10 protein-coding genes are annotated in these 14010 nt (G+C 34.9%); 2 read left to right on the forward strand and 8 right to left on the reverse strand.

What is annotated here, in order from left to right; translation table 11 throughout:
• Positions 1-258 precede the first annotated feature (258 nt).
• The 3 genes from ABFR62_01525 to ABFR62_01535 form a co-directional block, all read right to left on the reverse strand.
• The gene (locus ABFR62_01525; protein ID MEN8137091.1) at positions 259-1143 is read right to left on the reverse strand and encodes an ATP-binding cassette domain-containing protein; all 885 of its coding nucleotides are present in this window, start codon (positions 1141-1143) and stop codon (positions 259-261) included.
• A 232-nt stretch (positions 1144-1375) separates the two neighbouring features.
• Positions 1376-2518, reverse strand: a complete 1143-nt coding sequence (locus tag ABFR62_01530) for a universal stress protein (GenBank protein ID MEN8137092.1) — start codon at positions 2516-2518, stop codon at positions 1376-1378.
• A gap of 66 nt (positions 2519-2584) precedes the next feature.
• Positions 2585-2992: a hypothetical protein gene (locus ABFR62_01535; GenBank protein MEN8137093.1), complete on the reverse strand. Its 408-nt coding sequence runs from the start codon at positions 2990-2992 to the stop codon at positions 2585-2587.
• 383 nt (positions 2993-3375) lie between these two features.
• On the opposite strand from ABFR62_01535, the gene ABFR62_01540 reads away from it, so the two are divergent.
• Positions 3376-4494, forward strand: coding sequence for a PQQ-binding-like beta-propeller repeat protein (locus ABFR62_01540; protein MEN8137094.1), 1119 nt, complete (start codon positions 3376-3378; stop codon positions 4492-4494).
• A 199-nt stretch (positions 4495-4693) separates the two neighbouring features.
• Here the strand turns inward: ABFR62_01540 and ABFR62_01545 are convergent, their stop codons facing one another.
• On the reverse strand, positions 4694-7081 hold the full coding sequence (locus ABFR62_01545) for a sodium-translocating pyrophosphatase (protein ID MEN8137095.1): 2388 nt from the start codon (positions 7079-7081) through the stop codon (positions 4694-4696).
• A 386-nt stretch (positions 7082-7467) separates the two neighbouring features.
• On the opposite strand from ABFR62_01545, the gene ABFR62_01550 reads away from it, so the two are divergent.
• Complete coding sequence (locus ABFR62_01550; GenBank protein MEN8137096.1) at positions 7468-9621, forward strand: S46 family peptidase; 2154 nt, start codon at positions 7468-7470, stop codon at positions 9619-9621.
• Positions 9622-9692: 71 nt separating this feature from the next.
• Here the strand turns inward: ABFR62_01550 and ruvB are convergent, their stop codons facing one another.
• Genes ruvB through ABFR62_01570 form a run of 4 tightly spaced genes read right to left on the reverse strand, consistent with a single transcriptional unit; the run spans position 9693 to position 13881 of the window.
• Positions 9693-10718, reverse strand: a complete 1026-nt coding sequence (gene ruvB, locus ABFR62_01555; protein MEN8137097.1) for a Holliday junction branch migration DNA helicase RuvB — start codon at positions 10716-10718, stop codon at positions 9693-9695.
• A 27-nt stretch (positions 10719-10745) separates the two neighbouring features.
• Positions 10746-11249 (reverse strand): RDD family protein, encoded by a 504-nt coding sequence (locus ABFR62_01560; protein MEN8137098.1) that lies wholly within the window; start codon positions 11247-11249, stop codon positions 10746-10748.
• Between the two features lie 55 nt (positions 11250-11304).
• Positions 11305-12777 carry an NAD(P)/FAD-dependent oxidoreductase gene (locus ABFR62_01565; protein MEN8137099.1) on the reverse strand — a complete coding sequence of 491 codons (1473 nt, stop codon included), beginning with the start codon at positions 12775-12777 and terminating at the stop codon, positions 11305-11307.
• 3 nt (positions 12778-12780) lie between these two features.
• Entirely contained in the window at positions 12781-13881 is a 1101-nt protein-coding gene (locus ABFR62_01570; GenBank protein ID MEN8137100.1) for a TlpA disulfide reductase family protein, read from the reverse strand.
• Positions 13882-14010 lie beyond the last annotated feature (129 nt).

The following is a 14010-nucleotide window of genomic DNA, read 5'->3' on the forward strand; positions in this document are numbered from 1 at the left end:
AAATAAATATACTTTTTGGCAAGATTCATTGCATCAACATATCCACGTCTCAAATGGCAAATCTATGACATAGATAAACTTTAGTTATTTAATAAAACTAACTTTTAATCAATATTACCAGACAAACACTGAAGTGTGCATTATCATAACTTTAAGAGCTTAGGCAATAACTGTATTAAGAAAAATCTTTCTCATCAGTCAGTACTCAGACTTAATTTTATAAAAGTTCTTCTGTTTTCACCATATAATATTGTCAAATCATCTGGTCAGTTCCCTAAATGTATCCTCCAGACTTTTATCTGATATTTTAAACTCTTTAATAGAACAATTTTGACTTCTCGCAAATTCAAGTAAGTAATGTAAAATGTCTTCACTTTCGAATTGAAGATAAAAAGTTTTCATATTATCATTATCTAAAACCTTGATAATATTATTGTCAAATAATTCTGTGTCAACTTCTTTATCAAATACTACCTTACAGCTATTATTATCTTTTACCCCAAAATCAGACAGATATTCATCTTTTACCAATTCACCACGGTTTATAATAATAACCCTGTCACACATAGCCTCTACCTCCTGCATAATATGAGTTGAAAGCAATACTGTTTTCTCTTTTCCAAATTCTTTAATCAGGTTTCTTATCTCAAGAATCTGATTGGGATCAAGTCCGGTTGTAGGCTCGTCCAGAATCAAATAATCAGGATTGTGAATTATTGCAGCAGCAAGTCCAACCCGTTGTTTATAACCCTTCGATAATTGAGAAATCTTCTTATTAGACTCTCTTTTCAATGCCGTCTTTTCAATAACTTTTTCTATTTCTTTATAAGGTATTCTATAAATATCTGCAATATATTCAAGATATTCCCTAACGTACATCTCATAATAAAGAGGATTATTTTCGGGCAAATATCCTATCAGTTTTTTTGCTTCTACATCATTCTCATATACATCAATGCCACCTACCTCTACTCTACCAAAATCAGCAGAAATATGAGAATTAATAATCTTCATCATTGTAGATTTACCTGCTCCGTTTGGCCCCAGAAAGCCAACAATCTCACCCTTTTTAATAGAGAATGAAACATTGTTTAATGCAAGTTGATTATCGTATTTTTTTGTGATATTTTTTACTGTGATCATACAACTGATATAAGTATTGAAAAGCTAGCATGTTTGTACTCCATCAGTCTATACAACACCTGCTAACTCCGATTTTTGTATTTTTTGTAAATGTAAAACTATTCGCGGAAAAACTACAATTTTGTTAATTAATAGCAAATATCTATTAACCGGGGGATAAAAAAACAGGGCTTCACACCGTAGTGAAACCCATTTAATTGCTTATTCAGCATAAGTACTATACATCCGTATACTAAAACTTGTAAAATTTCCGTATTTCTGCTTCTATCTTCCTGTCCCAAAGTCTCTCCAATACTTCCTTAGCCCTACTTCTATATTTAACTGCACTATTCTCTTTTTTTAGTTTTTCGTAAATTTTTGCAATGGCATTAAGTGAAGGGATATGCATCTCATTAATATGAAGACAAATTTTATACTCATTAATTGCGTCCTCGAAGAATCCATCTTTAACAAGTTGCTTGGCATTTTTATAATGAGTTTCAATGTCACGAATCTTAGTTTCTAACTGTAGATCAATAATATCCTCCGATTTCAGCGTGATAAATGAACAAGGCACATTCCTTATCACTTTTGCAGTAACACTACCCATTACTAATCTGTTTAAACCGGTTTTACCTGTTGTACCAATAATTAACAAATCAATTTTATGTCGTGATATTGCGCTGAGTATCTCCTTTGAAGGATCTCCGGTCTTTGTCTCCTTAGACCACTTCAAATCAGTGAAATTGAATTTTTCAAGAAATTTATCGAATAACCTGTTATTTTCTGCAGTCAGGTAATCTTTTAGATCCTTCCAGTCGTATGACAAACTTAAAGAACCTGTATATTCCAGCTCGCTAACACTTAAAACTACTAACTCGGCATCGAGTCTGTGTGCCATAATGATGGCATTATTTAATGCCCTTTCAGACTCTGCAGAAAAATCAACAGGACACAGTAATTTCTTTATGTTCAACGGACTATCATGCTTAACCACCCAAACCGGTTTATCACACTTTCTGATAACCTTATCGGCTGTTGTACCCAACTTATACAAGTCTTCATCCGATTTGGCTCCTGAACCGATTATCAACCCGTTTACATCGTACTTCTCTGCTGTTTTAACTATCTTATCGCAATGACTGCCATATTCTAAAACAGGATTAAAGGTTTCAATACCTTCTCCTTTAATCCTATCATTTATCCTTTCTAATTCCGACATAGCAGCTTTATCAAGCAGTAGTTGAGCTTTTTCGTTCTGAATATCTTCCGGCATTACATGAACGAGAATAATCTTTGATTTAAATATTTTAGCTAAACTTATCGCATTATTCAAAACATTTTCCGATGATTTGCTAAAATCTGTAGCTAATAAAATTTTTTCTAATAATTTCATGGTCTGTCATTTTTAAAATACACTATCAAAAACCACTAATACACCCGGAATCAAATCTAATTTACATCATGCACTACTTACATTTAGTTCTTCTGTTTTCCCAACTCTGCGTATCAATACCCAATGTGACACAAACAGAATAACCGCTATCGTAATTATAAGACTGTTTACAATTATCGAACGCTTTACATGGTGCTCAACAGACATAATTTTATCTTCCCTGGCACTTTCATACATTTTGTGCAACGTAGCATCATCAGGAATATAAGCTTGATCTTTCAAGGTTGATTTAAGAGCATCCATTTTAAAATTCTCAAATGAAGCCAGTTTTTGATCATTTCGCCATGCATGTATCGGATCATTACGATCGATCAATGCTGATACTAAACCTGCCGTACTGATAAGCATAGTGATGACTGCTGCAACACAAATAACAACTGCATAAATCTGGATAATCTTTTGTTTCTTATCCATAACAATGAGTTTACATCTAACAGTAAAAAAAATTGGATAGCATCAAAGACTACAGAATTGTCGTCTTATTATTTGAATATGTTAATGTTTTGGCCAGATTTTACATTCATAACCATTGTGTTTACACTTTCCTATAACACACATGAATGTAGTATATCAAATATACGAATAAATCATCATTATTCCTTGTCTTTCAACTATTTAACCTACTGTGTTATAGTAATTCTCAAATATTACTTCAACTGTGAAACATTAAAGAATAATTCTATAGAAATTTTATCACTCATCGAAAAACTAGACCTATTTTTTTCGTTATTAACTTTCTAATATTCAATAAATTACATAACTTTAATAGAGAAACTTTTCACCAAAGGAGATAAAACTTGAATCAATCAATCAAAATACTAATAATTAAAGCCCTTTTATTGTTGACTTTCGTATTTTCAGGTCAGGAATTATACGCCCAAAACGTAAAATTGATTAATAAATTCGAAACCAAGTCTAACATATATTCCTCTCCGGCAGTAACTTCTGACGATATTGTTGTGTTTGGAGGACACGATAAGTATATCTATTTTTTTGATAAGAATGCACAACTGCTTAATAAATATAAAACAAAAGGTTGGGTACATGCGTCCCCTAAAGTTTTATCAAATGGAAATATAGCAGTAGGATCCTATGACAGGCACATGTACATATTCAATCCAAATGGAAAAATAATAAAGCGCTTTAAACCCGGTGGTAAAATTTTTTCTAAAGTTTTGGAATTAGATGACGGGAGACTAGTTTTTGGATCAAATAAAAAAGGATTGGTTTTTTATAATATGAAAGAAAACACAAGCATTTCTTTTAACACACATGGTTTAGCCCACACGGATTTATCGGTATTATCAAACGGCAATATTGCCACCGGATCCTTAGGTAAATACGTTTATTTAGTAGATCAAAATGCTAAAGAAGTAGCCAGATATAAAACTAATGGGTGGTTACTGCATTCTAAGCCAACTGAACTGACAAACGGGACAATCTTAGTTGGGTCCTACGATAAATCACTCTATTTTCTCAATTCCAAATTAGAAGTGCAAACAAAATTCGAAACAAAGGGCAAAATTCACGGCAATCCATTAATTTTAAATGACAGCACCATAGTAATTGGTTCTTTTGATGAGTCTATTTACTTCCTAAACTACCGGGGTATTTTAATTTCCAGATTCAAAACAGATGGAAAAATAATATCCAGTCCGGTGAAATTGAGTAACGGAACTGTGGTAGTAGGCTCTTACGACAATTTCGTCTATTTTTTAAGTCCAAAAGGGAACCTAATCGGCAAATTTGAAACCGGAGGAAATATATTTTCAACTCCCGTAGTTATGTCGGACGACACAGTTGTAGTAGGTTCTAACGATAATCATATATATTTTTTGAGGCTTGAAAATAAAGAGAATAATGACAGACAATTACTCACTGCTCCGGAAACATTAGTAAGCCAGTCAGGACAATAATATTAACCCGCATTATTCACCGCAAAAACATATTTAAGGCTGAATATTCAGTAATAGTAAGGAGCGACAATTAAATACTAAGCATTTGTCATTTCAAAATCTAATAGATTTCAAACAGTTGAAATTTTGTTATAAAAAAACACCCTTGAAGAAACTTCAAGGGTGTTAAATATTAAAGCAATAAGTTTATATCATACATCTACTCTTCGTGAGATGCTTCATCATGATTTTCCTCGTGTTTTTCTTCTATATTTTTTTTCGTCAGGCTAATATTGCGAACCTCAACTTTACGATCTTTTAGCTTTGCTAAAACCTCTTCTTTTGGTCCTTCGATTACCTCAACTTTTTCTACTTCTTTTCCATCAACTGTTTCAACAGTAACCAATTCAGCAGTCATATAGTCAACACCTTCAGATGCGATAACCTTAACCTCTTTTCTGATTACATGCTCTTCTAAATTTGCAGTTGAATGTGTATCATTCACAGCAATGTGAGGAGCGATAATCAACGAAACAATAGACATTAACTTAATAAGAATGTTCATTGACGGACCTGATGTATCTTTAAAAGGATCACCAACAGTATCACCGGTAACAGAAGCATGGTGAGCTTCAGAACCTTTGTACTCCATTTTTCCGTTAATTTCAACACCTGCCTCGAAAGATTTCTTAGCGTTATCCCAAGCACCACCGGCATTGTTTTGGAAAATACCCATCATAACACCCGATACAGTAACTCCGGCTAAAACACCTCCAAGAACTTCAGGACCAAAAGTAAATCCAACGATTACCGGAGTAATTAATGCAATAGCACCGGGCAATATCATTTCTCTAATAGAAGCTTCAGTCGAAATCTCAACACATTTGTCATATTCAGGCTTAGCTTTGTATTCCATAATTCCGGGAATCTCTTTAAACTGACGGCGCACTTCTGTAACCATCGCCATAGCAGCTCTACCTACGGCAGCAATTGCCAATGAAGAGAATATAAATGGAATCATACCTCCAATAAATAATCCGGCTAAAACATCAGCTTTAGAAATATCTATCGAAGAAATTCCGGCAACTCCCATAAAGGCAGCAAACAAAGCAAGAGCTGTAAGTGCAGCAGATGCAATTGCAAATCCTTTTCCTGTAGCAGCAGTTGTGTTACCAACAGCATCAAGAATATCTGTACGTTCACGTACTTCTTTTGGTAATTGACTCATTTCGGCAATACCTCCTGCATTATCCGCGATTGGCCCAAATGCATCAATAGCCAACTGCATAGCAGTAGTAGCCATCATACCTGCAGCTGCAATAGCCACACCATAAAGACCTGCGAAATGGTAAGAACCATATATACCTGCAGCAAGAATTAATGTAGAAATTAAAGTAGATTCCATCCCAACAGAAAGACCACCAATGATGTTTGTTGCAGCACCAGTATCAGACTGTTGAATAATAGAATTAACTGGTTTACGCCCCATTGCAGTGTAGTACTCAGTAATAATACTCATACCAGCACCTACAGCCGAACCAACTAAAATAGCATAGAAAATATCCATGTTAGTAAACTCGTATCCGCGTATAACCATTGTCTCAGGCATCATCCAAGACACTATAAAATAAGAAGCAATTACTACAAAAACAACTGAAGACCAGTTACCTATGTTCAATGCTTTTTGTACATCTCCTTTTTCGTCAGAAATCTTAACGAACATTGTTCCTAAAATCGAGAAAACAACTCCAACACCGGCAATTACCATTGGTAAAAGAATTGGTGAAAGACCGCCAAAAGCATCACCTGATGCATCAATCTCACGACCTAAAACCATAGTTGCCAAAATTGTTGCTACATATGAACCAAATAAATCGGCTCCCATACCGGCAACATCACCTACATTATCACCAACGTTATCGGCGATAGTAGCAGGGTTACGAACATCATCCTCAGGAATACCAGCCTCAACTTTACCTACAAGGTCAGCACCTACATCGGCAGCTTTAGTATAAATACCTCCGCCTACACGGGCAAATAATGCAATAGATTCAGCTCCTAAAGAGAAACCTGTTAACACTTCTATAGCTACTTCTAGTCCGTGAGGATCTACAGTACCTCCAGTAGTAACAGCATACATGTGATAAAATACAATGAATAAACCACCAAGTCCAAATACTGCTAATCCTGCAACACCTAATCCCATTACTGTACCACCGGTAAAAGAAACTTTAAGCGCGCTAACTAAACTGGTACGAGCCGCTTGAGTTGTACGAACATTTGCTTTTGTAGCAATGTTCATTCCAAAATATCCCGCTGTAGCAGAGAATACTGCTCCAATAAGGAAAGAAATTGCAATTACCCAGTCAGAAGTCTCTACTAAAGTCCCTGACCATCCAAGTAACAATGCTGTAATAACGGCAAAGTATCCTAAAACTTTCCATTCTGCTTTCAAAAATGACATAGCACCCTCAGCAATATAAGTTGCCAGTTCCACCATGTTTTCTTCCCCTTTTTCTTGCTTTGTTACCCATGCCGACTTTATTGCCATTACAAGTAATCCTATCAGTCCAAATGCCGGGATAAGATAAAGTACATACGATTCCATATAAATCACTTACTATTTATTGTTTACAAACTTTGATTCAAGGCGCAAAAATAGAAAAAAACACAAGTTTGACACTCTTTTTAACATAAATATTGTAGTTCATATATTAGAAATATCTTTTTTCATAAAACTATTCGACAAATGTGGCTTTATATATTTTTCATCAACCTCCAGTCAGTCAATATCAAAATGATCTCGGACCAAAATAAAGCAGTAGTGTAATTATTCAGAGTGCAACAATAAATTTACCGGGGAAAAGTACGTTTCATCATTCTTAAAAAGTGCTCAGCCAATAATCTATCCATTTAACCGAAAATAAAAATCACAAGCAAAAAAAGGAAAATAATTTTCTTTTCTTTGCGATCACAAACAATAATTACATAATTATGAAGAGAATATTTGTTCTGATAATATCAGTAATAACCCTTTTGCCAACAGGAGCAAAAGCGGATGAGGGAATGTGGCTTCCGATGTTTATCGAGCGTCTTAACTACGTTGACATGCAAAATGAAGGATTGAAACTAACTCCGAAAGAGATATACGACGTAAACAATTCAAGTATTAAAGACGCCATTGTAAACTTTGGAGGTTATTGTACAGGAGAGGTGATTTCCGATCAGGGTCTGATTCTTACAAACCACCATTGCGGATACAGTACCATTGCTGAATTATCTACCGAGGAACACGATTACTTAACTGATGGTTTCTGGGCTCATGACAAGTCTGAAGAACTTAAACCAGAAAAACTTTTTGTTTCATTTCTTGTAAGAATGGAGGATGTGACTAATGATATCCAAAGTCAATTGGGAGATATTGACGAAAAGTCACGGGAAGAAAAAATAAAACAACTGAAGCAAGATATAATTAAACAAAAAACTGAAGGAACTAATTTTCGTGCAGAAATAAAAGACTTCTATAAAGGTAATGAGTTTTATCTTTTCATATATCAGGACTATCACGATGTACGTTTAGTAGGAACTCCACCTTCATCAATTGGTAAATTTGGAGGAGATACAGACAACTGGATGTGGCCACGTCATACCGGTGACTTCTCAATATACAGAGTTTACGGTGACAAGGATGGTAATCCTGCGGAATATTCTAAGGACAATGTTCCTTTAAAACCAAAACACCATCTGCCAATAAACCTTAACGATAAAAAAGAAGGTGATTTTGCAATGGTATTGGGGTACCCCGGATCCACAAAGAGATATCTTCCTTCATGGGGTGTTGAACAGGCTATTGATGTAGAATATCCGGCTCACATAAAAATAACCGAGGCAAAACTGAAGATTATGAAAAGGTATATGGACGGATCTGACAAAATCCGAATCGATTATGCCAGCTCATATGCCGGAATCGCAAATTACTGGAAAAACCGTATAGGAATGATCAAAGCCCTGACAAAACTAAATACGGTTAGTAAAAAACAGGATATTGAAAAACAGTTTACAAATTGGGTAAATTCAGATTCTTCAAGGAAAGAAAAATACGGAGATGCTCTGCAGTTATTCCAAAAGTATTATACAGAAACAAATGATTATATAAAATCATATACCCTATTACGAAACGGAGCCCTTAGAAAAAGAAGGGACCTAGCTAAATTTGTAATAGAGATGGATGAAAGCCTGGCAAACTACACCGAGGGTGATAATGCAAAACGAGCTGAAATGCGTACTGAGTTGGAAGAAAAAATAAATACTTTCTTCGACAAGCACAACATGGATCTGGAGAAAGAGGTTTTAGCTGTTCAGTTGAACATATACTCTTCTGACGCTTCAAAAGAATACCAACCAAGTTCATTCGTACAGCTTACTGAAAAACAAGATGGAGATTTCACAAAATATACTGAAAAAATGTTCGCTAAATCCATCTATGTTAACAAGGGGAAATTGGAAGATTTTCTGGATAAACCTAATTTGAAATACATCGAAAATGATAAACTAGGTAATCTATTTACAACTCTTTCTGATCACATGGATGAAATGAAAGCGGGGGTTGAGCCTTTAGAATACAAAAAGAAAGAAGCTTACCGTCTGTTTTTGGCAGGATTAAGGGAAATGAATCCCGACAAAGCCTATGCACCGGATGCAAACTTTACAATGCGATTAACTTACGGACAAGTACTTCCCTATGATGTTCGTGATGCTGTAAAGTACAATTTCACTACTACTATTGAAGGTATAATGCAAAAAATGGATAATTCCGACCCTGAATTTGTTGTTCCCGAAAAACTTGTAGAGCTATACAATGCAAAAGATTACGGTCAATACGCAAATTCGAAAGGAGAACTTATAGTAGGGTTCTTATCAGACAACGATATCACGGGTGGCAACTCAGGTTCTCCTGTAATTGACGGGAACGGAAATCTTATAGGTACCGCTTTCGACGGAAACTGGGAAGCCATGAGTGGAGATATAGAATTTGAAGAAAACTTACAACGTACTATTTCTGTTGATATCCGTTATACTCTTTTCATCATAGATAAATTTGCAGGGGCAAAGAATCTTATTGATGAGATGACGATTATTAAGAACTAATAATATTAATTGAAAACGAGGCCATCATTTTGAGCGAAGGCCTCGTTTTTTTTTATTACTTAATCCATAAATTAAAACAACTCACCGGTACTTGTACTGTTTCTTAGCTTACCTAAATGCTTATAAGCTAAATCGGTTACCTCTCTGCCCCTTGGAGTCCTTACCAAATATCCTTCCTGTATCAGGAAAGGCTCATATACTTCTTCGATAGTACCCCCATTTTCAGACACGGCAGTTGCCAAAGTATTTATACCTACAGGTCCGCCTTTAAACTTGTCAATAATAGTTGTAAGGATCCTGTTATCCATCTCATCCAATCCGTTTTTATCAACATTTAAAGCTTTTAAGCCAAAGCGAGATATTTCAATATCGATATTTCCATCACCTTTTATCTGGGCGAAGTCTCTGATTCTTCTCAATAATGAATTTGCAATACGTGGAGTTCCCCTGCTTCTTCCTGCTATTTCAAGTGCTGCCCTCTGATCTATCGGAACTTTCAAAATTCCTGCACTTCGTTCCACTATATGGCTTAATAATTCAGAATTGTAATACTGTAAACGCGAATTTATTCCAAAACGGGCACGCATTGGAGCAGTTAACAAACCTGATCTGGTAGTTGCTCCAATAAGAGTGAAAGGATTTAAATTAATCTGAACACTTCTTGCATTAGGACCGGATTCGATCATAATATCAATCTTATAATCCTCCATTGCCGAATACAAATACTCCTCAACAACAGGGCTTAAACGGTGTATTTCATCTATAAACAACACATCCCGTTCTTCAAGGTTAGTAAGTAACCCAGCAAGATCACCCGGTTTATCCAAAACAGGACCGGAAGTAACCTTTATTCCTACTCCCAATTCATTTGCTAAAATATAAGCAAGAGTAGTTTTTCCAAGTCCTGGAGGACCGTGGAGCAAAACATGATCAAGAGCATCATCGCGCAAATTAGATGCCTTAACAAAAATTTCAAGATTATCTAATATAGCTTCCTGTCCGGCAAAATCACCAAAACTCAAGGGCCTTAAAGCTCTTTCGTAATCATGCTCCTCCTGCTCAAAACTTTCTCCTGATGCGTCTAAATTCTCGTTCATTAATTTTATTTTTTTGGGTTTTTGATATTACCTGTCGCTATAATCTTTATCCGATACAACTAAAGTATTTGCTATAACATCGTACAAGCCCCTGTTCTTTTTGTCAAAAACAACCCACAAAGCCAAAAACGGGAAAGCTGAAAGGATAATTATTTTCAAAACATTTCTTTTAAAAGCTGTTTCACCGTCCAAAGGTTCTCCTATTACATTTCCTACTTTTATTTTCATCAAATGTTTACCAAATGTACCACGCCATGGTGTAGTTTCTGAATATGCACTATATAGTCCCCAAATTACAATAACGATTAAATTAATATAATTTGTATACTTTATAAAGGCAGGATTTAACGACTCTATGCTCAGACTCCCCGACCTTCCTAGTTCCAGATACTCATCAAACAGCACAGAGTATCTTGTAAAACCAATAAATAAAGAATACACTAAAAATGATATAGGAATAATATCAATTAAATATGCTACTAACCTCTTCAACTTTGGTGCAACATAAATCGTCTTTACTTTAACTTCCATATTTAATTTTAAAATTCATGCCTGCCTTTCGGCTGAATGGCAAAAGTAAGATAAATTATTTTTCTATTGGAAAATCTTTACTTACTGCTCTAAAGCATAACCCACCGGAACTTATAGCAGGAGAAAAACCACCGCCAATCACCCAAGCTCCTGTAAAATACAAGTTATTGATCAAGTCTGATTTTACTTTTGGCTTTTTTAAAAACTGTTTTGGTGTCGGGGCAAAACCATAAGCTGTACCTTCATCTGTTTGCAAATACCTTTTCATTGTCTTTGCAGTTCCAACCTCATAGAATTCTATATGATCCCTGATATTCGGATAATCTACTTCCAGTACATCCAAATATCTCTCTGCCAACAACTTTTTCTTTTCCGAATATTCCTCTTCAGACAGATTTTGCCAATCTTTCAAATAATCAATAGAACAAAATACGCCAAATGATTTATCATCTGATGTTAGTTGGGAATCTATCTGAGAATAGTCTACAAAAATAAAAGCCCGATCTGTGATATCTTCCTTCAAATTTTTATGATAAGAATCTATATCGATAGCCTGCCCAAAATAAAAATTAGAATAAGGACGTTTGCCGTAAATACTTTTTACATTATTCTTAAAGCCAATATATACCGTTAATAGAGAGTTTCCGATTATTTTATTGTTTTCATAATCAACCCCTGCCATTCTATAGGTTTGCATCGGTGAGGCATTTGAAATAATAACATCACTTACTATTTCTTCATCAACCTTTTTTCGGGTAAAGCTCACAATCTTTTTTTCAGCTCTTTCAGAAATTCTAAAAACATTAGCTTTTGTTATAACCTCTCCGCCATTATCTGAAATCACCTTTGCCAAGTAGTTGGAAAGTTTCTGGCTTCCTCCTTTAATAAACCATCCGCCGCCCGTAAAATAAGAATTTTGTCCCAGTGAATGATAAAGAAAACTAAAGGTATCTACATAATCGTGATAATAACCAATATTACTATTCAGCAGAAGTTTCAGCTGTTCATTCTCAATTATCGAATCCATTACTTCCCGGGTTGACTTATCACGATACTTAGAAACATTAGGAAATAAAAAAGGAAACAATGGATATTGCCACCACTTTATTCTAATTAAACTCCTAAACTCCTTGGCTATATCAGATATAAGTTTAAAATACTTTCTTATTCCCGTTTCCTGATCCGGAAATTTTTCTATCAATGCCTTTATTGCATCTTCTGCTTTTCCAGGCATAACAAAATCTAAAGTGTCAGTTTTAGTGCGAAAAAATTCCGGCACTTCTTCAAATTCAAGCTCATCATAAACACCAAGCGATTCAAATATTTTCTTTTTGCCCGAATCTGTATAAAGTCCATCCAACTCATGTAAGCCCACTTCACACGTATATCCCTTCCTCTTAAAAGCAGATGCGGCACCGCCAACTACATTGTGCTGTTCGAGTACAGTAACTTTATATCCAGCCTTTGCCAGCAATGCTCCGGATGTTAAACCTCCAAGCCCTGAACCTATAATACATACATCAGCCATAACTTATTTTTTTAGGAATATTTCTTTTAGCTTTAATTCTAACCTTTCATCATGCAAATCCTTAGCTATAATCCTACCATCTTTATCCAACAGAATATTATAGGGAGTATTCGGCACCTTGAAAATATCTGCTGTTCCAATGGTATCGAGTAGTTGAGTAAATAAAAGTTTATCCTCTTTCACAACCAGTTCCCAAATTTCCTGATCAAATTCATCTTCCATGTTTATCCCCAATATTTCAAACTCAAATTCCCTATAACTATTATACAGCTCTGCAACTTTTGGATTTTCCCGGCGGCAATAAGAACACATTGGTGACCAGAAATTTAACAACACAAATTTCCCTTTAAAATCTTCAAGAGTAACATTTTCTCCATTAATATCAGGCAAAATAAATCCGGGTGCCTGAGCTCCAATTGCTGTTTTAGCCATCTCGTTTAATACTAATTCCAGATTTTTTGAAAACAATGAAAGCTTTACTTTTTCTGACAACTTATCATAAGAAGATTTTAAAGTATTATAGTCATCATAAGCTGTTATCTGATATAATGCCCAGGCTGACAAATCAGAATCCGGGTGTTTGTTTGCAAAATCTAAAAACAAACTGCTTTTTCTTGATTCGTTTGCAAATAAATCTTCTTCCAGTTTTATATAACCTACACTATCATTATCTAATACAGCCAATTGATACTCCAGATTGATTACCTGGCTTTCCTTTTCTATCAAAGCATAATCACTCATCAACCTAGCAAAAAGATCATGAGATTCTGATCCGATGATTTTAACATCTTTGAGACTGTCGATATTACCATTCAGGTAAATATCAGAATTATCCAGGAATATTTTAATAAACTTTTTCTGATCATAAATTGGAACTAAAAACCGGAAATCTTCCTGTTTTAATTCTGAGGCTTTATAAACAAATTGATTGGAACTAACATTTATAGTATCAAGATAAACAGGTTTGCCGTTTTTAATTTTGGCATATATCAGATCTCGTGAATTCAGTCCGTCAATACTTCCTTCGATAAGAAAAGTATCTGGAGCATCCCCCTGACAGCTCCAAAAAATAACAAAAATAAGGTATCGTAATTTTTTCATCATAGTCAGCTCTAATTGGATTCTCGTATGCTTCATATCCAAAACTACAAAAAAGGTAATAAACCACATTACTTTGTAATTATATAATAAAGACTACTACAATAATATTCGACTGAGAGATTCTACCCAACA

The organism is Bacteroidota bacterium (genome assembly GCA_039714315.1).
GTDB lineage: Bacteria > Bacteroidota > Bacteroidia > Flavobacteriales > JADGDT01 > JADGDT01.